Annotated in this window: 21 protein-coding genes; 5 read left to right on the plus strand and 16 right to left on the minus strand. The window is 66.3% G+C overall.

Features of this window, described 5'->3' with window-relative positions; all coding sequences use genetic code 11:
* Positions 1 to 14: 14 nt before the first annotated feature.
* Entirely contained in the window at positions 15 to 431 is a 417-nt protein-coding gene (locus tag E4J89_RS18245) for a hypothetical protein (protein ID WP_136787637.1), read from the minus strand.
* A 165-nt stretch (positions 432 to 596) separates the two neighbouring features.
* Here E4J89_RS18245 and E4J89_RS18250 point away from each other — a divergent pair, with 165 nt between their 5' ends.
* Positions 597 to 1088: a YajQ family cyclic di-GMP-binding protein gene (locus E4J89_RS18250; RefSeq protein ID WP_136787638.1), complete on the plus strand. Its 492-nt coding sequence runs from the start codon at positions 597 to 599 to the stop codon at positions 1086 to 1088.
* 219 nt (positions 1089 to 1307) lie between these two features.
* Here E4J89_RS18250 and E4J89_RS18255 read toward each other — a convergent pair whose 3' ends face one another.
* The 4 genes from E4J89_RS18255 to E4J89_RS18270 form a co-directional block, all read right to left on the minus strand.
* Positions 1308 to 2477: an FAD-dependent oxidoreductase gene (locus tag E4J89_RS18255; protein WP_240691981.1), complete on the minus strand. Its 1170-nt coding sequence runs from the start codon at positions 2475 to 2477 to the stop codon at positions 1308 to 1310.
* Positions 2478 to 2635: 158 nt separating this feature from the next.
* On the minus strand, positions 2636 to 3322 hold the full coding sequence (locus tag E4J89_RS18260) for a histidine phosphatase family protein (protein WP_136787640.1): 687 nt from the start codon (positions 3320 to 3322) through the stop codon (positions 2636 to 2638).
* Between the two features lie 7 nt (positions 3323 to 3329).
* On the minus strand, positions 3330 to 4199 hold the full coding sequence (gene htpX, locus E4J89_RS18265) for a zinc metalloprotease HtpX (protein ID WP_136787641.1): 870 nt from the start codon (positions 4197 to 4199) through the stop codon (positions 3330 to 3332).
* A 134-nt stretch (positions 4200 to 4333) separates the two neighbouring features.
* A complete protein-coding gene (locus tag E4J89_RS18270) occupies positions 4334 to 5614 on the minus strand; it encodes an MFS transporter (protein ID WP_136787642.1) in 1281 nt (426 codons plus the stop codon).
* A 310-nt stretch (positions 5615 to 5924) separates the two neighbouring features.
* On the opposite strand from E4J89_RS18270, the gene E4J89_RS18275 reads away from it, so the two are divergent.
* Together E4J89_RS18275 and E4J89_RS18280 are read left to right on the plus strand one after the other, a co-directional pair.
* Positions 5925 to 6374 (plus strand): Fur family transcriptional regulator, encoded by a 450-nt coding sequence (locus E4J89_RS18275; protein ID WP_136787662.1) that lies wholly within the window; start codon positions 5925 to 5927, stop codon positions 6372 to 6374.
* A gap of 4 nt (positions 6375 to 6378) precedes the next feature.
* A complete protein-coding gene (locus E4J89_RS18280; RefSeq protein ID WP_136787643.1) occupies positions 6379 to 7878 on the plus strand; it encodes a catalase in 1500 nt (499 codons plus the stop codon).
* Between the two features lie 79 nt (positions 7879 to 7957).
* Here E4J89_RS18280 and E4J89_RS18285 read toward each other — a convergent pair whose 3' ends face one another.
* From E4J89_RS18285 to E4J89_RS18335, 11 genes are all read right to left on the minus strand, one after another.
* Complete coding sequence (locus E4J89_RS18285; protein WP_346763396.1) at positions 7958 to 8347, minus strand: ankyrin repeat domain-containing protein; 390 nt, start codon at positions 8345 to 8347, stop codon at positions 7958 to 7960.
* 86 nt (positions 8348 to 8433) lie between these two features.
* The gene (locus E4J89_RS19495) at positions 8434 to 9099 is read right to left on the minus strand and encodes a TetR/AcrR family transcriptional regulator (protein ID WP_169304066.1); all 666 of its coding nucleotides are present in this window, start codon (positions 9097 to 9099) and stop codon (positions 8434 to 8436) included.
* A gap of 647 nt (positions 9100 to 9746) precedes the next feature.
* Positions 9747 to 11174, minus strand: coding sequence for an FAD-dependent oxidoreductase (locus tag E4J89_RS18295; RefSeq protein WP_136787644.1), 1428 nt, complete (start codon positions 11172 to 11174; stop codon positions 9747 to 9749).
* Positions 11175 to 11293: 119 nt separating this feature from the next.
* A complete protein-coding gene (locus E4J89_RS18300; RefSeq protein WP_136787645.1) occupies positions 11294 to 12196 on the minus strand; it encodes a hypothetical protein in 903 nt (300 codons plus the stop codon).
* Complete coding sequence (locus E4J89_RS18305; RefSeq protein ID WP_136787646.1) at positions 12193 to 12651, minus strand: hypothetical protein; 459 nt, start codon at positions 12649 to 12651, stop codon at positions 12193 to 12195. Before E4J89_RS18305 ends, E4J89_RS18300 begins: the two co-directional genes overlap by 4 nt.
* Positions 12652 to 12785: 134 nt before the next feature.
* Entirely contained in the window at positions 12786 to 13001 is a 216-nt protein-coding gene (locus E4J89_RS18310) for a hypothetical protein (RefSeq protein WP_136787647.1), read from the minus strand.
* A gap of 319 nt (positions 13002 to 13320) precedes the next feature.
* Positions 13321 to 13770 carry a hypothetical protein gene (locus tag E4J89_RS18315; RefSeq protein ID WP_136787648.1) on the minus strand — a complete coding sequence of 150 codons (450 nt, stop codon included), beginning with the start codon at positions 13768 to 13770 and terminating at the stop codon, positions 13321 to 13323.
* Positions 13771 to 13779: 9 nt separating this feature from the next.
* Complete coding sequence (locus tag E4J89_RS18320) at positions 13780 to 16638, minus strand: hypothetical protein (protein WP_136787649.1); 2859 nt, start codon at positions 16636 to 16638, stop codon at positions 13780 to 13782.
* A 121-nt stretch (positions 16639 to 16759) separates the two neighbouring features.
* Positions 16760 to 17137: a DUF6507 family protein gene (locus tag E4J89_RS18325; protein ID WP_136787650.1), complete on the minus strand. Its 378-nt coding sequence runs from the start codon at positions 17135 to 17137 to the stop codon at positions 16760 to 16762.
* 72 nt (positions 17138 to 17209) lie between these two features.
* Positions 17210 to 17515 carry a hypothetical protein gene (locus E4J89_RS18330; RefSeq protein WP_127512819.1) on the minus strand — a complete coding sequence of 102 codons (306 nt, stop codon included), beginning with the start codon at positions 17513 to 17515 and terminating at the stop codon, positions 17210 to 17212.
* Between the two features lie 105 nt (positions 17516 to 17620).
* Positions 17621 to 17968: a hypothetical protein gene (locus E4J89_RS18335; RefSeq protein ID WP_127512820.1), complete on the minus strand. Its 348-nt coding sequence runs from the start codon at positions 17966 to 17968 to the stop codon at positions 17621 to 17623.
* 270 nt (positions 17969 to 18238) lie between these two features.
* On the opposite strand from E4J89_RS18335, the gene E4J89_RS18340 reads away from it, so the two are divergent.
* Complete coding sequence (locus E4J89_RS18340; RefSeq protein WP_136787651.1) at positions 18239 to 18568, plus strand: hypothetical protein; 330 nt, start codon at positions 18239 to 18241, stop codon at positions 18566 to 18568.
* 2 nt (positions 18569 to 18570) lie between these two features.
* Complete coding sequence (gene eccD / locus E4J89_RS18345) at positions 18571 to 19896, plus strand: type VII secretion integral membrane protein EccD (protein ID WP_136787652.1); 1326 nt, start codon at positions 18571 to 18573, stop codon at positions 19894 to 19896.
* The last annotated feature ends 4 nt before the right edge of the window (positions 19897 to 19900 follow it).

Genomic DNA, 19900 nt, shown 5'->3' on the forward strand with positions numbered 1-19900 from the left:
GGGGTGCTTCGCAGCTATAAACCCCGGAGAATCCGCTCCTGGATCTGGTTCACAAAGCGGTCGGCTTGGTCCGCGGTGACCATACGCATCTGCACCGCCTGATCCATTTCCCGGCGGATCCCATCCAAGCGGGACACCGGACCAGCCCCGACAAGCAAGTCGGCTTCAGCGGACACATCGCCTGCGCCGGACACACCGTCCGAGTTGCTGCCGTCGCGGCCCAGGCCGTTCGCCGTCTCCCGGGAAAGCAGAGGGGCAGCACCGACGGCGCCGATAGCCCTGGCAGGGGTCTGCGCCGATGGCAGGGACACAGTGGCCGCCGAAGCCGGAGCGGAACCCATCACAACCACCGTGGCGACGGCCGTGGCGGTCACGAACGAACCCGCGGCAACCCTTATCGACGTGACTATGTACCGCGGGCGGGCTCCCATGTGCGCTTCTCCTGAAGATCGGTGATTGATACAACACAGTGATTCTGGCGGATCCGGATGAAGGAACAATGAACGGAAGCTGCGTGGAAGCTGGGAAATCTGACCCGGCGCTGCCCGATTCAGTAGGCTGGTGCCAAGCACACACGCCCCGACCCAGGAGGAACCATGGCCAGCGATTCTTCGTTCGACATCGTCAGCAAAGTGGACAAGCAGGAAGTTGCCAATGCTTTGAACCAGGCGCAGAAGGAAATTGCGCAGCGCTATGACTTCAAGGGAGTCGGCGCCGAAGTCGATTTCAGCGGCGAGAAGATCCTGATGAAGGCAAACTCCGAGGAGCGCGTGAAAGCTGTCCTGGACGTACTGCAGTCCAAGCTGGTCAAGCGCGGCATCTCCTTGAAGTCGCTGGATGCCGGCGAGCCGTTCGCGTCAGGCAAGGAGTACCGGATCGAAGCCGGCATCAAGGAAGGCATCGCCCAGGACCAGGCCAAGAAGATCTCGAAGATCATCCGCGACGAAGGCCCCAAGGCCGTGAAGGCGCAGATCCAAGGTGACGAACTCCGCGTCACCTCCAAGTCCCGCGACGACCTGCAGGAAGTCATTTCCCTGCTCAAGGGTTCTGATCTGGACGTCGACCTTCAGTTCATCAACTACCGCTGATTCAAAGCCAACTGACTTCAGTACGACGACGGCTGCGCACCCCAGGTGCGTGGCCGTCGTCGTACTTTGGGCTGTGCTCGGTGCGCATCGGTGTGGCCTGCGTTGCCACTGCTGCCGCCCCCGCGCCACCTCGTCGCCCGTTGCCGCTGCCGCCGGGCTCACACAGCCTCATGTGCCGCTGGCGCAGCCGCCGGCCCCGTGTAGCCCCATCTGCCGCAGTTATTGCGCCCTGACAGCGCGGGGACCGCGCGGCCAGCTGTACGACCCGCTGCGCCGCCGTTCTCCCCTGATCCAGGACAGCGTCATGCGGCACACCTGTTCCTTGACCATGGCGCCTGTCCGATGGCTCAGGGCTAGCCGGCGCGGGGTGTCGTCGGCTCGCACCGGTTGGACGAGTCCTGACTTCCGGCCCAGGCTGATGCAGCGCAGCAGGAAGCCAGCGGATAGCTCCTGTGGGCTGCGCTGCCGGATCCGGGCGCTGATATTGTCCGCGGCGTGTGCGCCCATCGGCATGGCCATCGCGCAGCTCATCCGCAGGTGCGCGGCAACCGCGTCCGGCGCGCGGACAGCGTCCCCGGCGCCGAAGATCTCCGGGAACTCGGGGCAGGCCAGCGCTGAATCGACGAGCAGCCTGCCGTCAGCATCGGTGGCCAGGCCGCTCACCCGGGCGAGATCCGGGGCGGCGAAGCCCGCTGTCCAAACGGTGCAGTCGGAGGCCATCGACGTGCCGTCGGAGAGCGTGATCTGCTGCCCCTCCGACCGCTCCACCCGTTGTCCTTCCACCAGCTGGACTCCAACCTCCCGAAGTCGTTTCAGCAACGCGCGTCGTCCGCCGTCCGACAGGTCGGCCCCGAGCCGACAGCGGGAGACGAGCCGCACCGTCAAGCGCGGATGGGTTTCGGCGATTTCAGCAGCTGCTTCGATTCCTGTCAGCCCACCGCCGATCACGCTGACGACGCCGCCCGGCGCCAACTGCTCCAGTGCCGGCCGCAGGCGCAAGGCCGACTCGGCGTCCCGCAGCGCATAGCTCCCGGATCCTGAAGGGGCCGGCTGACTGGTGCTGCCGGGAGCGTAGACCAGGAAGTCATACTTCAGCGGATCTCGGCCGTCGTCGAAGTGGACGGTGTGGGCGTGCGGGTCGATCCGTGTGGCTTGGCCGACCACCAGCGTGGCCAGTGGGTGCAGCACCGTTTCCATGGGAACCGAGGCTGCGGCCCGGCTGCCCGCCGCCACCTGGTGCAACCGGATCCGTTCGACGAAGTCCGGGAAGGGGTTGATGACGGTTACGTCGATCTGGCTTGCTAAGTCCTTGTTGCCGGCGAGCCGGTTCGCCGCCATGACTCCGGCGTAGCCAGCCCCAATGACGACGATCCGTTGATGTGCAGTCACCGTGAGCTCCCTCTGGTTGTGGTTATAAACATAGGACACCGCGGAGGGCTGAAACTGTGACATGGACGCGAACAGGCGTGGATTCTCGGCCGTTGATAGCCGGGCAGCTCGGCTAGACGTCGGCCCTGGAACCTGACGTCTAGCCCGAGATCCTGACGTCAGTCCCGGGAATCGGTGGGGATGCGGTCCGGGTTGATCGCATCGGCGGTGGGACCGTCGGCCAGCGGGGCGGCCACTTCCGGGCCACCGATGGCTTGACCCATCCAGGTCAGCGCCTCCCAGCCGCCCGGGCCGCCGTCGAGAACCACCACTCCGGTGTTGCTCAACTGGTTCTGGGCAACGAACGGGACGCTCAGATTCGATGCCCGCGCGCCGGCCCAGCTGCGGATCATGGCCCCGTGGCTAACCACCGCCAAGGTGCCGACGCCGGCGGCCCGGGCCTCGTCGATGACGGCATCGAAGCGGCCGAACGTTTCGTGCCCGTCTGGACCGCCGGGCATCCGCCGGTCCAGGTCGCCCGATGCCCACGCAAAGACCGTGGTCATGTAGGCAATGATGGCGTCTCGGTCGCCTCGCATTTCCAGCTCACCGGCCGAGATTTCCCGCAGCCCGTCGTGAACGTCGGTATCGAGCTTTCGTGCGGCAGCCAGCGGGGAGGCGGTGAGCTGCGTGCGCACGAGAGTGGAGACTAGCAGCGCGTCGATCGGTTCGCCGTCGAGCGCCGTCGGCAGGGCACGGGCCTGGTCCTCGCCCAACTGGGTCAGTTCCGCCCCTGGCGCCCCAGTGTCGAGCAGCCCGCGGACGTTGGAAGGTGTCTGGCCGTGCCGGATCAGCAGCAGTCGCATGACGGCCTCAGTAGCCCAGTGGCCGTCCGGCCATCCGTTCCAGCCGCGCCACGCGGTCGTCCATCGGCGGGTGGGTGCTGAACATCTTCTTGACGCCGCCACCCTTGAACGGGTTGGCAATCATCAGGTGGCTGGTGTTGACCAGCTTCTGGTCCTGCGGCAATGGCGCCTGCTGCGTGCCGTACTGCAGCTTGCGCAGCGCGGAGGCCAGCGCCAGCGGGTCGTCGGTCAGGGTGGCGCCGTCCTCGTCCGCGTCGTACTCACGGGTGCGGCTGACCGCCATCTGGATCAGCATGGCCGCGATCGGTGCCAGCAAGGACATGGCGATCAGCGCGAGCGGGTTGGCGTTGCGGTCGCGGCCGCCGAAAAACAGCAGGAACTGTGCCACCGAGGTGATCACACCAGCCACGGCGGCGGCAACGGAGGAGGTCAGGATGTCCCGGTTGTAGACGTGCATCAACTCATGGCCCAGCACGCCGCGCAGTTCGCGCTCGTCCAGCAAGCGCAAGATGCCCTCGGTGCAGCAGACCGCCGAGTTCTTCGGGTTGCGTCCGGTGGCGAAGGCATTCGGCGCCATGGTCGGGGAAACGTAGAGCCGGGGCATCGGCTGGTTGGCCCGCGTGGATAGTTCGCGGACGATTCGGTACATGGCGGGCTGGTCCGCTTCGGTGACCGGGTAGGCCTGCATGCTGCGGATGGCCAGCTTGTCGCTGTTCCAGTAGCTGTAGGCCGTGGTGGCCACGCCGATCAGGGCCATGATCCAGATCCAGTTGGCACTGCCGGTCCCGCTGGCCAACAGCGCGCCGATCGCCAGCAGCAGGGCGAAGAGTCCGCCCAGCAATCCTGCCGTTTTCAGTCCGTTGAAGTGGTTGTGCACAGCGTGTTAGTCCTCTCCCGCGCCGATGCGGCCCTCTGCCGCTGCGGGCGCAGCATGTCCGGTTTCAGTGTATCTACCGCACACTTATTCCAACGCCGGAATCCGGCGCCGGGTTCCCAGGGCGGCAGCGACAGCTATGGCTCGGGGTGCCTGTCGTCGTAGCGGGCGAATCTCGGCTGCAACCGGTGCAGCAGCCCTACCATGCAGACACAGGCGATACCGCCGGCGACGGCTGCGAATCCCTCGCCTAGCCATTCGCCCCCTCCGCCCGCAACGGCATCGCCCAGCCTGGGGCCGCCTGCCACCACCACAATGAAGATTCCCTGCAGCCGCCCGCGCATGGCGTCGGGCGTGGCCGATTGCAGGATGGTGTTGCGGAAGACACCGCTGACCGTGTCCGCGCCACCGGCAACGGCCAGGCAGAGGGCCGCCGGCAGCAGCCACTCGCTGACGTCTCCGGCAGCTGCGGCGTCGGCACGGCTTGCCATCACGACGACGGCGCCGAACCCGGCAACGGCGCTCCCCCAGACCACCACGCACCACAGCACCGCCAGCCCTTGCCGCCGGACGCCTCCCAACGGCCCGGAGAACACCGCCGCGATAAAGGAACCCGCGGCCACCGCGGCCAGCAGGATGCCTGCGGTCGCCTCGCCGCCGCCGATGATCACCGCCCCGATGGCCGGCATCAGCGCACGCGGCTGGGCCAGCACCATCGCGGCCATGTCCACCAGGAACGTCATCCGGATGTTGGGACGGGTGCGCAGGAACTGCAGCCCTTCCACCACCGATTTCAGGCCGGCCTTGCGCACGTCCCCCTCCGGCGGGATCGGCGGCAGCTTGAGCACCGCCCAAATGGCCGCCGTAAACGTCAGGACGTCCAAGGTATAGGTCCAGCCGAAGCCCACATTTGCCACCAGCACGCCTGCGGCCAACGGCCCGATGGTCATGCCCAGACCGAACGTCATCATGGTCAGCGCATTGGCGGCCGGCAGCATCTCGCGCCGCACCAGCCGCGGCACAATTGCACTGCGCGCCGGCTGGTTGATCCCGGCCGCTGCCGAGTGCACCGCAATCACCAGATACAACAACCACACCTGTTCCAGCTGGAACCACGCCTGCAGGGCAAAAACTGCGGTACAGGCCCACAGCACCAGACCGGAATAGAGCGCTACTTTTCGGCGGTCGTGGGCGTCCACCACCGAGCCGCCGTATAGCCCTGCCAGGACCAGCGGAATCAAGCCGACGACGCCGACCGCGCCCACCGCCCACGTCGATCCGGTGAGCTGGTAGACCTCCAGGCTCACCGCCACCGCGGTCAACTGAGCGCCGATCGCAGAGAGCGACGTGCCGATCCACAGCCTGCGGAATTCCGGGCTCTCAGTCAGCGGCGCCGTGTCGGCGAACAGTTTGGGCATGGCGGAAATTCTAGTTGCCCGCGGCACCTTTCTTCGGCTGGCGGCGCGCACCGCGGAGCGTGGCGTCTTAAACGCGACGGCGAGTCGATGCACCGGTCGCGGATGACCAGGCCATGCCGACCACACAGCGGCGAGCACCGCCGTCGCAAATCCCTGTCGGCAGCGCACAGGCGAGCGCCAAAAAACGCGGCGGCGGGCACCACCGTCGTGCTTCTTCGACACCCGCGGTTCACCAACTGTTCTGGACTCGTTCCAAAACATATTCTGGACTGAGTCCAGAAAAGCTGACAGAATGGCTGTCATGGTCGATATGAGGGAACCCGAGGACATGTTGCGCGAGGCTTCGCTGCGCGTCACCCGTCCGCGGACCGCGGTACTGGAAGCAGTCCGCACGCACCCGCATGCCGACGCCGATGCCATCACCGGCATGGTGCGGGACGAACTGGGCGGGGTTTCGAAACAGGCCGTGTACGACGTGCTTGCCGCGTTGACCGACGCCCGGCTGCTGCGCCGGATCGAGCCCTCGGGCTCCCCGGCGCGCTACGAGGCCCGGGTTGGCGATAACCACCACCACGTGGTGTGCCGGCGGTGCGGCGACATTGCCGACATCGACTGCACTGTGGGCGAGGCACCGTGCCTAACCGTGGGCGATGACCATGGGTTCGCAATTGACGAAGCCGAGGTCACGTTCTGGGGCATCTGTCCCGCCTGCACTGCCACGAAAGACCAACAAGATGGAAGATCCGACAAGGAGCGATAACTAAATGGCTGATAACACCAAGCCGTTGACAACCGTTGCGGGCGCGCCCGTAGCGGACAACCAGGACAGCCTGACCGCTGGTCCTCGCGGCCCGATGCTGCTGCAGGACGTCTGGTTCCTGGAGAAAATGGCGCACTTCGACCGCGAGGTCATCCCTGAGCGCCGCATGCATGCCAAGGGCTCCGGTGCGTTCGGTACCTTCACGGTGACCAACGACATCACCAAGTACACCAAGGCGAAGATCTTCTCCGAGGTCGGCAAGAAGACCGAACTGTTCGCCCGCTTCTCCACCGTGGCCGGCGAGCGCGGCGCGGCCGACGCCGAGCGCGACATCCGCGGCTTCTCGGTGAAGTTCTACACCGAAGAGGGCAACTGGGACCTGGTGGGCAACAACACCCCGGTGTTCTTCTTCCGCGACCCGCTGAAGTTCCCGGACCTCAACCACGCAGTGAAGCGTGATCCGCGTACCAACCTGCGCAGCGCCGAGAACAACTGGGACTTCTGGACCAACTTGCCGGAGGCCCTGCACCAGGTCACCATCGTCATGTCCGACCGCGGCATCCCGGCGTCCTACCGCCACATGCACGGCTTCGGTTCGCACACCTACAGCCTCATCAACGACGCCGGCGAGCGTTTCTGGGTGAAGTTCCACCACCGCACGCAGCAGGGCATCAAGAACCTGACCGATGCCGAGGCCGCCGCACTGGTGGGCGAGGACCGCGAATCGCACCAGCGCGACCTGCTCGATTCCATCGACAAGGGCGACTTCCCGAAGTGGAAGCTCATGGTCCAGATCATGCCCGAGGCTGACGCGGAGACCTACAAGTACCACCCGTTCGACCTGACCAAGGTCTGGTCCAAGAAGGACTACCCGCTGATCGAGGTCGGCGAGTGGGAACTGAACCGCAACCCGGAGAACTACTTCGCCGACGTGGAGCAGGCCGCCTTCACCCCGGCCAACGTGGTGCCCGGCATCAGCTACTCGCCGGACCGCATGCTGCAGGGCCGCCTGTTCTCCTACGGCGACGCGCAGCGCTACCGCCTGGGTGTGAACCACCACCAGATCCCGGTGAACTACCCGCGCGGCGCCGGCCTGGTCAACTCCTACCACCGTGACGGCGCCATGCGCATCGACGGCAACCAGGGCGCAACCCCGGGCATCGAGCCGAACGGCTACGGACGCTGGCAGGAACAGCCGGCGTACCGCGACCCGGCCCAGGCCGTGGGCGCCGTTGCCGACCGGTTCAACTTCCGCGAGGACGACGACAACTACTTCGAGCAGCCCGGCATCCTCTTCCGCGAGAAGATGACCGCCGAGCAGCGCCAGGTGCTGTTCGAGAACACCGCCCGCGCCATCGACGGGGCTTCCGAAGCCACCATCGAACGCCACATCGCCAACTGCACCAAGGCCGATCCTGCCTACGGTGAGGGTGTGCGCAAGGCCATCGAGGCCCTGCAGGCCGGCAAGGTCTCCGCAGTGGATGTGAACACCGACTCGGCGTAATTGCCCCGCCTCACGGCATGAAACTGCCCGGGACCAGCCATTGCGGCCGGTCCCGGGCAGTTTTTTTATTTTCCGGCGGCTAGCGCTCCAGTAGGTGCTCACGACCGAACATCTTGGCGGCATCGCGGGCGGACGGCGTGCCGGCGTCAATATCCGCTCCGGCGGCCAGCAGCTTGGCCACCACCGCGTCCTCGCCCTTGAACAGGGCACCCGCAATCGGCGACTGGTCGCGGACGTTGCGGATATCGGGATTGGCGCCGCGGCCCAGCAGCATGTCCACGGTCTCTTCCTGCCCGTGGTAGGCAGCCAGCATCAGCAGCGTGTTGCGGTCCGGATCAAGAGCATCCACGGGCAGTCCGTGGTCGAGGAACTCAGCCAGCTCGCTGGTTTTGCCCTCGCGGGCCAAATCCATGGCGATGCCGACAATCCGTTGGGTCTGTTCTTCATTAAGCGGCATGTCATTGGTCACTCCCCCAGACTATGCGAGCCGGTGCCGAATCACGACGGCGGAGCCCGGCTTTGGTCGCGATGGCGCCTTGTCGAGGGCAGGCAGCGTCAGGGTGCTGCCTGCAGGAGGCGCTCCAGCAACAGGTGGAACGCCTCGGTGGACCCCTCCGGCGGTTCGGCAGCGACTACCTGCCCGAACCACAGACCGCACAGTCCGGCCGCGAAGAGCGTCCCTTCAGCTGCTGCCTGCTGCTCCCCTGCCCCGCGGGCGCGGAGCCAACCGGCAGCGGCGTCGCGCCAGAGGGAGAAACCGGGCGGCCGGAGGGCCGTTCCGGCCAGCGCGGACTGCGAGGAGCCCGTTGGCCGGCTGGCCGCCTGCCGGATGGCCGCCTGCAGGATGGCTGCCTGCTGGGTGGCTGCCTGCCGGCTGGCCGCCTGCTGGATGGCCGCTTCGAATCCGAGCCGCTGCAGCACGCGGTTCTGCGGGGTCTGCGAACGCTCCCAGATCTGCAGCAGCAGTTGACGCAGTGCCGGGGCATCCAAGTCGGCCAGCTGCTCCTGAGAAGGCGCGGGCAGCTGCGCCTGGACCTGGTGCACAATTTCCTCGAGCAACTGTTCGCGGTGCCCAAAATGGTAGACCAGCATGTAGCTGCTGATGCCCAGGGCCTCGGCCAGCGGGCGGAAGGACAGGTCCGCCAGGTTCTTGTCCTGCAGGTAGTCCAGGATGTCTTCAAGCAGCTGCGGCTTGCGCTGCGGATTCTGCGGCCTGGCCATGCGGTGCGCTGCCTCCTCCTGCTCGGAACCTCTGCGTGAACGACCGTGATCGTGGTGCTTGCCGGGACGGCTGGTAGCCGGCCGGGTCTCAGCTTAGCCGCTGGGGTCGAGGGCGTGCCGGGACGCGCAGATCACAGACTCTTCCGCGACTTGCCGGAACGCCTCGCGGAATTATGGCCGGGGTCTCCCATACTTGGTGGAAGGGCCGACCCAGGGGAATCGGACCGGCCGGCCGCCGGCAGTGAAGCGAGCAAGGAAGCGGGCAACAAGGCGATGGTGGTCCCAGCACAGTCTCGACTGCAGCGGTTCGGAGGGCGGTTTCGGGCCCTGTTCCTCCGCCCGGCACCGGAAATTCAGCGCGGGCCGGAGCTTCCGCCCCCGGATCTTCAAACACTGGATCCGTATCAAACACTGCTCACCAGCCTGCGGTCAACTTACCCCGGCGCACGCCTCAGCATGCCTAGCCATGGCAAGGTCCGGGTGGAGCTGCCCGGCGGAGACGTGCTGCGCTTCTACGTCGAGCGTTAGGCACGCCGCCGCTGGCCGAGCCGTTCGGGTCTCTACTCGGCGCTGGCGCGCCTCCACCGACCACCGCACCCGGCGCTGGCGCGCCTCCATCGACCACCGACCAGCTCGGGCAGCTTGTCTCAGTGCTGCGAAATCTTGATCATGTCTTCGCGCGGAACCACCTTGACGCGTTCGCGCTCGACGGCGGGAGCACCGTCGTCGTTGTGTTCCGCCACGAAGGAGGCGCCGAGCTCCCGCTCATGGGCGTCCAGCTTCAGCCAGCCTTCCCAGGTGGTGTAGGCAACGCCGCGCTCTTCGAGCAGCTTGACGATGGCGTCCTCGTCCGGTTCCTCTGCGGCCGGCAGGTCCAGCCGGTCCTCCAGCAGGAAGCCGATGGTTTCCAGGGCATCGCCCTTGGTGTGCCCGATCAGTCCGACGGGTCCGCGCTTGATCCAGCCGGTGGCGTAGATGCCGGGGACGGGGCTTCCGGACTCGTCGATCACGCGCCCGCCTTCGTTGGGGATCACACCGCGGCGGCCATCGTAGCCCACCTCGGGCAGCTCCGAGCCGAAGTAGCCGATGGCGCGGTAGACCGCCTGCACCGGGTATTCGACGATTTCGCCGGTGCCGCGGACATTGCCTGTGCCGTCGAGTTCGTTGCGCTCGAACTTGATGGCCGCCACGTGTCCGGCGCCGTCCCCGGTGCCCTCGACGATCTCCAGCGGCGTGTGCAGGAAGTGCAGGTGCAGCCGGCGCGAGGCGCCGGTGTCCTGTTCCTCCACCAGCCAGTTGGTGAGCGTGTTGACCATGGTCTTGGTCTGGTTGTTGGTGCGGATGGCCTCGTCGGATCCCTCGTCGAAGTCGAAATCCTCCGGGTACAGCACAATGTCCACGTCGCGGGAATGCGAGAGTTCGCGCAGTTCCAGCGGGGTGAACTTCACCTGGGCAGGGCCGCGCCGGCCGAAGATATGCACGTCGGTGACCGGCGAGCCCTTCAAGCCCTGGTAGACGTTGTCCGGAATCTCGGTGCTGAGCAGGTCGTCGGCGTGCTTGGACAGGATGCGGGCCACGTCCAGCGCCACGTTGCCGTTGCCGATGACCGCGATCTCCTTGGCGTCCAAGGGCCACTCGCGGGGCACATCCGGGTGGCCGTCGTACCAGGAAACGAACTCGGCGGCGCCGTAGGACCCGTCCAGTTCAACGCCCGGGATGTTCAGGGCCGCGTCCTTGATGGCACCGGTGGCGAAGATGACGGCGTCGTAGAAGTGCCGGAAGTCGCTCAGGGTCAGGTCCTGGCCGTAGTCGACGTTGCCCAGGAAGCGGATGTCGCCGCGGTCCAGCACCTTGTGCAGCGCGTTGACGATGCCCTTGATCCGGGGGTGGTCCGGCGCCACGCCGTAGCGGATCAGGCCGTACGGGGCGGGATAGCGGTCGAAGAGGTCGATGCTGACCTCGAAGTCCCGCTCAGCTTTGGTGAGGATGTCAGCGGCGTAGACGCCGGCTGGTCCGGCGCCGATGATAGCCACCCTGAGGGGACGCTGGGTGATGGCCTCGGCAGAGTTAGACACGGGCAGTCCTTCTTCTTGTGGAATCCTCCTGCGCAATAAGCGCACAGTTTCCTATTCTAAATGTCCGCAGGTTTGCCGCCTAACAGTGTGCCCTGCGTCTCATCTGGCACAGTGGATGCTCAGCGGCCGGAGCCCGGCAGGCCGGCCAGCCGGTTCTGCACGAACTGCAGATCCTGCACGTCCTCCTCGGCAGCGATGGCCCGGTACACTCCGGCATCGGCCTTATCGAGCTGCAGGCCTTCGGCGAAGTCGGCGTTGTGACCGGTGTAGGAGAGCCGGAAGACGCGCCGGCCGCCATCCATGGCGGTATCGAGGACCCGGAAAGGAAGCCCGTTGAAAGTGCAGGAGACGTTCAGTTCGTAGAGGTCGGTGACGTCGGCCAGCGGAACCTTCGCCCGCCAGACCCCGCGCGGGGTCTTCTCGAAACCTGACACTTCCGCCGGGGGCTCGCCGGGCGATGAGAGCACCACGGTATTGCCGTCGTCAACCATGTCGGCAACGAATTCTGCTCCACGCCAAGTGGCGCGCCAGCCCAACACCGACGACGGCGGTACGGGCTTCGGCTCCACCCTCGCCTCATCGGCGACCACAGCCCAGCCCCGGGCCACATCGACATAAACCGCGAGGAGATCCTCCGAGCCGCTTCGGCCGATGCGCCAAAGTTCCGCTCCGGCCGGCAGCCGCACTTCGTCGAGATAGAACAACGGCGCCCGCCCACCGTCCCAAGACGTGAGTCCGGTTCCGGTGAACGGCGCACGGTCCACAAACTCCGGAGAAAGCGCGTCGTGCAGGTAGTTCCCGACCGGGGACTGGAACCGGATTACGTCGATGGTTTCCGAACTCCGCTGCCACGGAGACCCGGAAAACCCCAGTCCGTGGGCGTCGAACAGCTGTTGCGGGGTTCGTGCCTCAGCGACGTCCGCCGCCCGCAACACGTAGCCGGCGACAGTGTCCGTGGAGTTGGCCAGATAATTGCGGCTCAGGGCCGGGCTCACGGCCTTCTGTAGGATCGTCCGGGTCATGCTGCCAGCTCCACTCGTTCCGATTTAAAATCCGTCAGCGCATGCGCTGGAACCCAGCCGAAGACCCAGCTGCGGTCATATTCTTCGAAGTCATACTCGCGCACGAGCGCATCCCAATGGTGGCGGGGTTCGCGCGGCATGGTCTCAACGGCCAACCTGCCTTCTGCGTCTTGGGCGATGATGTTCACGCGTGCCTGGATGTCGTGGCCCGTGCTGTCGGTGAGCGGAACGTATCCCGTGGCGGCAATCTCATGGAGATCGGATACCTCTGATTCGGGAACGTGTAGGTAGTGCCGGAAAGGCGTCCGGCCAAACCGATTCGGAAACTCCAGTGTGGACCATTCCGGCGAAGGCGGCTCGCCGCCGTCCTGAATGATCGTCAGCTTCCCCAAGTAGGGGGTTCGTCGCTGGAGTTCCACCACTCGGCCGCTCCACACCCCGTAGATTCCGTCCAACGGAGTTCCATCGCTTAGCCACATGGTTACACCCTATTCCAACCATCTCCGTCGAATATTTCGACCGGAGCCTCTTGTCTCCACGGCCCAAGGCCGGGCTCATCCCCTCTGCAGGATGGCCCGGGTGATGCTGCCTACTCCATTTGCCTCACTTGCACGCCTGTCACCGTCTCGGCGCGTTCGATGGCGATGTCGGCGAGGGCGTGCCGCGGAACCCAGCCGAAAACAAAGACATTCTCGTAGCGCTCAAACTCGAATTCCTCCACGAGCCTATCCATCAAGTTCGGCGGCACCTGACCCAACGCTTGAACGGCAAGTCGTCCCTCGCCGTCCTCCGCCAGAAGCTCCACGGCGACGCTATCCAACCTCGCCGTCGCCCGAATGGAATGGACGTCGGAGACCGAGGCTGCGTCGACATCCTTGTAGAAACGGACTGGTGTCCGGGCGAACCTGTTGGGAAATTTCAGCCGCTCCCAGTCCTGCCCTGGCTGTTCTCCACCGTCTTGAACCAGAGTCAGGTTCCCGCGATCACTGGCAGAACTCCACAGCTCCCATTCCTGTCCCTGCCACGTACCTTAATAGCCAGTCAGTTTCGTACCATCAGGCATCCACATGGCCTTGACCCTTTCTCGGCCCGCCAATCACTTGGACAACCTGCTTGTCGGACAGTCAGCCATCACGCTCTGTGCGCTCGATGGTGATATCGACGAGGGCGTGCCGGGGAACCCATCCGAAAACAAAGGCATTCTCGTAGCGCTCAAACCCGAATTCCTCCACGAACCCGTTCATGAAGTTCGGCGCGGCCCCGCCCAAAGTCTGCACAGCGAGGCGCCCTTCGTCATCCTCCGCCAGCAGTTCGACCGACACCCGGTCCAGCTTGGCCGTGGCACGAATGGAATGTAAGTCCGACACTTCGTTCGCGTCCACGATGCGTCTGAAGTGAACCGGGGTGCGCGCGAAACGATTCGGAAAATGCTGTTCAGTCCACTCCGGGCCCGGGCTGTCGCCCCCATCCTGAATCAGGACGAGCTTCCCCCTGATCGGCCGGGTGCTGTCCAGTTCGAGTTCTTCACCCCGCCAAGTGCCGTACGATCCTGAAAGCTTGGTTCCGTCACTCATCCACATTTGTTAGACCCTGGCCCATCGGTTGTTGATCGCGTCGTAGACACCCACCAGCGTTTCCTCGCCCGCGCTGTTGATGCGCCACATCTCTGCGCCGTCACGAAGATTCGTTCCACCATTGACTTTGAGTTCTGGTAAGACAGGGGTGCCGTCCACCCGGCTGCTGGTGAAGCCGTGGCCGGTGTTTGGCCAGGCAGCTGCGTCCGGCTTGATCTCGTCCCCGCGGGCATTCGCGGCCTCGGCTTTAGCTCGTTCCACATCCTCCGGCCGCTGCGGAGCATTGGTTTGATGCGCGTGCGCCCTATCGTAGCGGAGCTCCCCAACCCGCTCACGGTTGGACCAGTCGGGGATCCCAATGTTTTCCCAAGCCGCATCGTCTTTGGCCTGGAATCGGATGGCCACCACCTCGTCGACCTTGTCGGCCTGGTAGGCGAGCCGACGGCCGGCCGCATCGTCGAGCCAGTAGTCGAGCCGCAGACCGTTGACGATATCTCCGGAGGACGCCAACCGAGCAGTATCGGCCGCCTGGCTGACGAAGCCTCCGACCGATCCCGGATAGCGGTCGGCACCTGCGAGGACCTGGGCGGCATCGTCTACCGACATGACCTTTTGGTAGAGGGTGTCAGGGTTTCCGGTTCCCATGGCATGACGAAGGTCGTGGATCAGCGTTGCCTGGGAGTCGGTCAGGTCGTAGTAGTAGCGGTTGGTGAACGGGGCAAGTGCCCGCTCGACGGCGCTGGCGTCCTTTGGCGGCTCCGGCCAGTTACCGTCCGGGGCACCGAATTCGCGTTCGATCAGTCCTGCCAGCTGGTTGTCGATGACCTCGTTTGGCAGCTTCCCGTCCGGGCCCCGCAGATCGTCGAGCCGGGCGAGGTCGCTCTCCGGGAGGTGCCGCTGCAGGACAGATTCTGCATCGGCCCAGTTGGCGGGGTTGCTGGAACGCGGAAGCTTGGCGATCTGGTCGGAGCGGGTGGAAACTGTGTGGGTCTCGCCGTCGATGACCACCTCGGTGGGCCGGCCGGAATCGTCGCGGCGCACTGTCACGTCGGGTCCGGGCTCTCGGCCCGTGGCCGGGCCGTCGGAATCCGGCGGGTTCTGCGCGGCGTCCACGTCTTGGGCAGTCCGCGGAATGTCGGAGTCCGGGGTGTCCAGAGGAGTTTCGGCGTCCGCAGCGGTGCGCGGAGCCTCGGTATCCGTCGTGTTGCGCTGAGCATCCGTTTCCGGTGTGTTGCGTGGGGCCTCGACGTCCGCAGCCGTGCGCGGAGTCTCGGCCTCCGGAGTGTTCCGCGAGGACTCGGCCTCCGGAGTGTTCCGCGGCGCCTCGGTCTCCGGCGCGGAACCGCGTCCGGCGTTGGTCTCCGGGGTTTCGATCCGCTGGCCGTACTGCGGCGGTGCGGAGCGGTCCGGGAGTGTGTAGCCGGACTGGCCGGAGGGCGGCTTGGGCCCGTCGGCGTCGAAGTTCATGGTGCTGTTGGAGTTCCGGCTGGACGGCATCTCCACGTCGAACCGGTGCGGCGTGGTGAAGCCGCCCCCGGCGGTGGCCACGCGCGGTCCGCCCAGCGCATTGGCGAAGTTGTCAGCGCTGGTGCGCACCGACGTCGTGAGGTTGTCCATGCCGGTGCGCAGGCCGGTGGAGGCGTGGCGCAGCCCGTCGGTGATGGTGTGTCCGGCGGTGCTGATGTAGGGGCGGACGGTGTTGCTGACCGTCTTGAAGCCGCTGGTGGTGACGTCGATGGCGGTGAACTTGAGGTTGCTGGAAAAGTCGAGGGCGCGTGTGGTGACGCCCGCCGTCTTGGTCAGGCCGGAGAAGTCCAGCACCTTGGAGGCCACACCGCCGGCCCGGCTGACGGCCGTGACCTTGTTGGCCACGCCGCCGACCTTTGCGGCAGCTCCGCCACCGGCGGTGAGCAGGATGGCGGACAGATCGAACGCGGTGGCACCGGCCGCGTAGGCCGGATCGCGCTGCCAGTCGTCCCAGTGGATCGCTGCCTTGCCGACGGCGAGCAGTTCCTCGCCGGCCTTCTTGACCGTTCCCGGGCCGCCGATCTTCTCGGCCACCACTGCGGTGATCGGGCTGGAGACAATGGCCACGTTCAGGGCGATCTGGCCGATGCCCTTCCAGGTGGCCGCGAAGGTTTCCCCGTCGGTGAAGTTGACCATGTTCCAGAGGCCGGTCACCGTGCCGGTGATGCCGCTCCAGACGCCTTTGCCAAAGGACACCACGCCGTCCCAGGCATCGCGGTACCAGGGCTTGTCCCACTCCGTGGGCTTGCCCCAGGGGATATGGCCTTCCCCGGTGGCGGAATCCAGTTGTTCGGCCGAGTAACCGTAGGCCTGCTGCCCGGTGCCCGGGCCGTCCTGCGTGGTCTCCACCAGGGTGATGCCACCGTACAGCGCGGTGATGGCATTGTGGCAGGTGCGTTCGGCCGCCATGTGCTCGGCCGCCAGTGCGTTGGCGTCCTTGAGGAGCTGGTTGTCGTCGTTGACCAGGTCCTCTTCCTTGCGCCAGTCATCGCCTTCACTGGCGATCCGCGACCGGACGCCATGCCAGCGGACCACCAGCGCGTCATAGCGCGCCTTGAAGGTGTCGGCCCAGTCGGCGAATGTTTCGATGGCCGACTTGATGGCGGCGGTGTCGGCCTTGATCTCCTCTGCGGTGGTCTTGACCGGTTTGACCGCAACATAGACCTGGGGTGCTTCCGGCGACTTGTAGACCGCTTCCAGCCCGCTCCAGTCGCTCTCGATCAGCTCGACGGCGTCGACAATGCCCTCGGCCGTCTCATCCAGCGTCCGGGCGTGCGTGCGCAGCAGTTCGGCGTCGGGCCGCGGCGGGTATGCCTCGGCATACGGATCCCAGGCCGTCATTGATTCCCCTTAGGTGGTGCGAGATGTGGTGCGAGAGACGTGTGGTGGTACGGGCTGCGTACGGCGGTGCGGGTTTCCGGCGGGCAGTGGCCGGAGACGCCGGCGTCCGCCCTTCCCCGGTTCAGAGTGCCTGCGGAACCGGGCCGTGAGGGCTGTGCGGGCGGGCGGACTGCTCGTCCTCGGGCAACGTGCCGATCAGGTCCTGCGCGTCGCCGGCCATCCTGGCATCTCCGAGGACGTAGGCGTTGACCGCGTCCATGGTCCCCTGGAAGGTGGTCTGCAGGCGGCCGCCGACGCTCTCCAGGCCCGGCTGGACGGTCTTCTCAGCCCAGCCGTTCAGCGCTTCCATCACCGGACCGGATTTGGAGGCTGCGGCCATCTCGGACAATTCCGTGCCGAGTGCGGGAAAGTCCTTCTCGAAGCCTTCGGTCCGCCCGCTGGCGGTGCTGACGATCGCCTGGACCTTGGTGGGGTCGATGTCCCAGCCGTCGAGTGCCACTGCTGTCCGCCTTCCGTACTAGTTGTTGCCCATGCCCTGGGTGTTGCCCGGTGCCTGCACAGTGCGGCGGTGCTAGATGTTGGCGATCTTCCCGCCGGCGGTCTTGATGGTGCTGCCCGCAGTGCTCTTGGCGTCCTCCAGCAGCTTGTGCACGTCGGCCATGATGCCGGCGAAAGCAATACCGGCGTCGGCCCAGGCCTGCTCCACCCGGTCGTACTGCTCGGCGATGTCGGTGGCCTGGAACTTGGCCTGCAGGTCCGCGGCGTCCTTCTTGCGGGTCTCCACCAGCGCGTTGAGCTTCTTCTTCACCCGGTCCAGGTTGTCCTGGGCCTGCGATGCTCCGCCGTCCGAAAAGGCGAATGAATTCTGGTCTGCCATGATGTTTCCTCCCTCATGCCCGGCCGTGGCCGGAAAGTCTCTGATCGGTGCCTGCGTCTGGTGACCGCTGCTGGCGGCCGGTTGCCGCTCGATGCGGCGGGAGCACTAGCCGCGGTTGCGGAAGACGGCGTCGTCCCAGGCGGCCTTGCCCTCGGTGGCGTCGGCGTCGTCGGCCTGCTGCTGCTCGCCCAGCTGCATGGTGGTGTTGACCTCGGACTGGCCCTGCTGGATGGACACCAACGACTTCTGCAGTCCGGAAGCCACCATGTTGGCCCGGCCCATGATGCCCTTGAACTTCTCCCAGAAGTCACCGGCCGTGTTGCTGCGCATCGGCTCCGGGACGGCCTCGAGTTCCTTCATCAGGGCCTGCAACTCGGTGTCGGCCGCCGCGCTGGCCTTGCCGGCGTCGACGAACGCGCTCTTCTCCATCTTGATGAACTGGTTGCCGCTCATTGCTCCACCTCCGTGCCCCATCGGGGCTGTCGCTGCCGCTGTGCCGGCGGGCATGGCTCGTCCGCCGAATGCCGGGTTGCCGCCCGGCCGGTTGTCTTGAGACGGTTCCCCGCCTTTACCATGGAACGCGCTGGCGAGCACCGGCGTCAATCGCAGTTAATGGGTACATCTCCCCATCCTGCGCGGGTCCGGGGCGGATTTGTCCATCAATTGGAACGATAAGCTCAAGAAGCGACACACCGGAAAACCGCACCGCGTGGGAGGAGAGAGATGGCGCACGACTACGACAATCAGCTCATCGAGTCCGTGGCTGTCCGACGGGCCCGCCTGACCACTGCCCTGCTCTACGGCAACAACCCGCTGCAGCGCCGGTGGAAGTCCAGCGTGCGCACCTTCTTCTTCAGCGTGGCACTGGCCGCGGTGATCGCCGCCGTCTGCGTCGGCTATTCGTTTGTGACCAACCTGCTCGAAGACCTGCGCGAGCAACAGCAGCAGCGCGCCGCATCCGCCGTCGTCCTCCAGCTCGGTAGCGAATCAATGTACGACGACGGCGGCGCCGGTTTCCGTCTCGACCTCACCCCGCATTCAGGAGCCGCCTGACCATGGCCGAAACCTTTACCCGCGTCACGGTGGCCGGGCCGCAGCGCCATGTGGATGTGCTGCTGCCCTCGCAGACCCCTACCGGCCTGCTGCTGCCGCAGATCCTGGAACTGCTGGACGACCAGCCGACCTCCGCCGTCTCGGTCAAGACGCTGATCACTCCTGCGGGCGACCCGGTCCGTGAGGACGCCTCGCTCAGTGACGCAGGGATCGCCGACGGCGCCATGCTGCGGCTGGTGAACGTGTCCGAGGCGCCGCCCGCGCCGGTGGTGTACGACATCACCGACGCCGTGGTGGAACAGACCGAGGACATCGGCGGCCGCTGGACCGAGCGGGTCCGCCGGGCCACGGGAGCCGTCTTCGCCGCCGCGGGACTGTATTTGGGCGTGCACGTGCTGCTCGACGACGTGTCCATCGGCTTGGCCGCCGCGGTCTTTTTCGGCGTCGCAGCAGTGCTGCTGGGCACCGGCATCTATCTGGGCCGGGCCACAGCCACGGTGCTGGGCCCGCTGCTGGTCGGCACCGGCTGGCTGCTGACTGTGGGCGGCGTGCTGCGGCTGCCAGCCGGCCCCGGGATGCACGTACTGCTGGCCGCAGCGGTAAGCGCGGTAGCGCTGGTGTGTGCGGGCCTGATCTCGCGACGACCGCGTGCCTTGCTGTCCGCTGCCGGCCTGCTGGCCCTGCTCACCCTGTTCTGGGCCGCGTCGCTGGCCTTTTTCGGCACTCCGGTGCAGGCCGCCAGCGTTGCCGCGCTGCTGAGCTGCGCCACCCTGGGTTTGCTGCCGCAGATCGCCCTGTCCGTCTCCGGTTTGGCCACGCTGGACGACCGCCGGGCCAAAGGCGGCCGGATCGGACGCACGGACGTGCATGTGGCGATCGGTTCCGCGCACCGCGGGCTCAGCCTGGGCACCGCCTTGGTGGCGGTTTCGGTGGCCACCGGCTTGTGGATTCTGGGCACGGACACCCAGTGGCAGGTCTGGACCATGCCGCTGGTCGGATGCCTGGCCTTGGCCACCGGGCTGCGCGCGCGTGCCTTCCCGCTGGCCCCGGACCGCATCGCGCTCTATCTGGCCGCGGCCGTCGGAACGCTGGCGCTGGCCCGTTCGGTGCTGGCCTTCGCCCCCGCCCAGGGCTGGCTGGTGGCGGCCGGCCTGCTGGTGCTGGCCGTCGCGGTCGTGATCTCACTGACCGTGACGCTGGCCGACCATTCCGCGGCGAAACTGCGCCTGCTCGCCAACCGGTTCGAGACGCTGGCCATCCTGGCCTCGGTCCCGCTGATCATCGGCCTGTTCGGCATCTTCGCATCGCTGCTGACCACCTTCGACTGACTCA

This window comes from Arthrobacter sp. CAU 1506 (genome assembly GCF_005047635.1).
Classification (GTDB): domain Bacteria; phylum Actinomycetota; class Actinomycetes; order Actinomycetales; family Micrococcaceae; genus Crystallibacter.

Coding starts and splice junctions, on each gene's coding strand:
- E4J89_RS18260 (WP_136787640.1), bottom strand. CDS start 3,322: ATGCGACTGCTGCTGATCCGGCACGGCCAGACACCTTCCAACGTCCGC.
- E4J89_RS18245 (WP_136787637.1), bottom strand. CDS start 431: ATGGGAGCCCGCCCGCGGTACATAGTCACGTCGATAAGGGTTGCCGCG.
- eccD (WP_136787652.1), top strand. CDS start 18,571: ATGGCCGAAACCTTTACCCGCGTCACGGTGGCCGGGCCGCAGCGCCAT.
- E4J89_RS18330 (WP_127512819.1), bottom strand. CDS start 17,515: ATGGCAGACCAGAATTCATTCGCCTTTTCGGACGGCGGAGCATCGCAG.
- E4J89_RS18340 (WP_136787651.1), top strand. CDS start 18,239: ATGGCGCACGACTACGACAATCAGCTCATCGAGTCCGTGGCTGTCCGA.
- E4J89_RS18315 (WP_136787648.1), bottom strand. CDS start 13,770: ATGAGTGACGGAACCAAGCTTTCAGGATCGTACGGCACTTGGCGGGGT.
- E4J89_RS18275 (WP_136787662.1), top strand. CDS start 5,925: ATGAGGGAACCCGAGGACATGTTGCGCGAGGCTTCGCTGCGCGTCACC.
- E4J89_RS18335 (WP_127512820.1), bottom strand. CDS start 17,968: ATGAGCGGCAACCAGTTCATCAAGATGGAGAAGAGCGCGTTCGTCGAC.
- E4J89_RS18280 (WP_136787643.1), top strand. CDS start 6,379: ATGGCTGATAACACCAAGCCGTTGACAACCGTTGCGGGCGCGCCCGTA.
- E4J89_RS18250 (WP_136787638.1), top strand. CDS start 597: ATGGCCAGCGATTCTTCGTTCGACATCGTCAGCAAAGTGGACAAGCAG.
- E4J89_RS19495 (WP_169304066.1), bottom strand. CDS start 9,099: ATGGCCAGGCCGCAGAATCCGCAGCGCAAGCCGCAGCTGCTTGAAGAC.
- E4J89_RS18270 (WP_136787642.1), bottom strand. CDS start 5,614: ATGCCCAAACTGTTCGCCGACACGGCGCCGCTGACTGAGAGCCCGGAA.
- E4J89_RS18320 (WP_136787649.1), bottom strand. CDS start 16,638: ATGACGGCCTGGGATCCGTATGCCGAGGCATACCCGCCGCGGCCCGAC.
- E4J89_RS18300 (WP_136787645.1), bottom strand. CDS start 12,196: ATGACCCGGACGATCCTACAGAAGGCCGTGAGCCCGGCCCTGAGCCGC.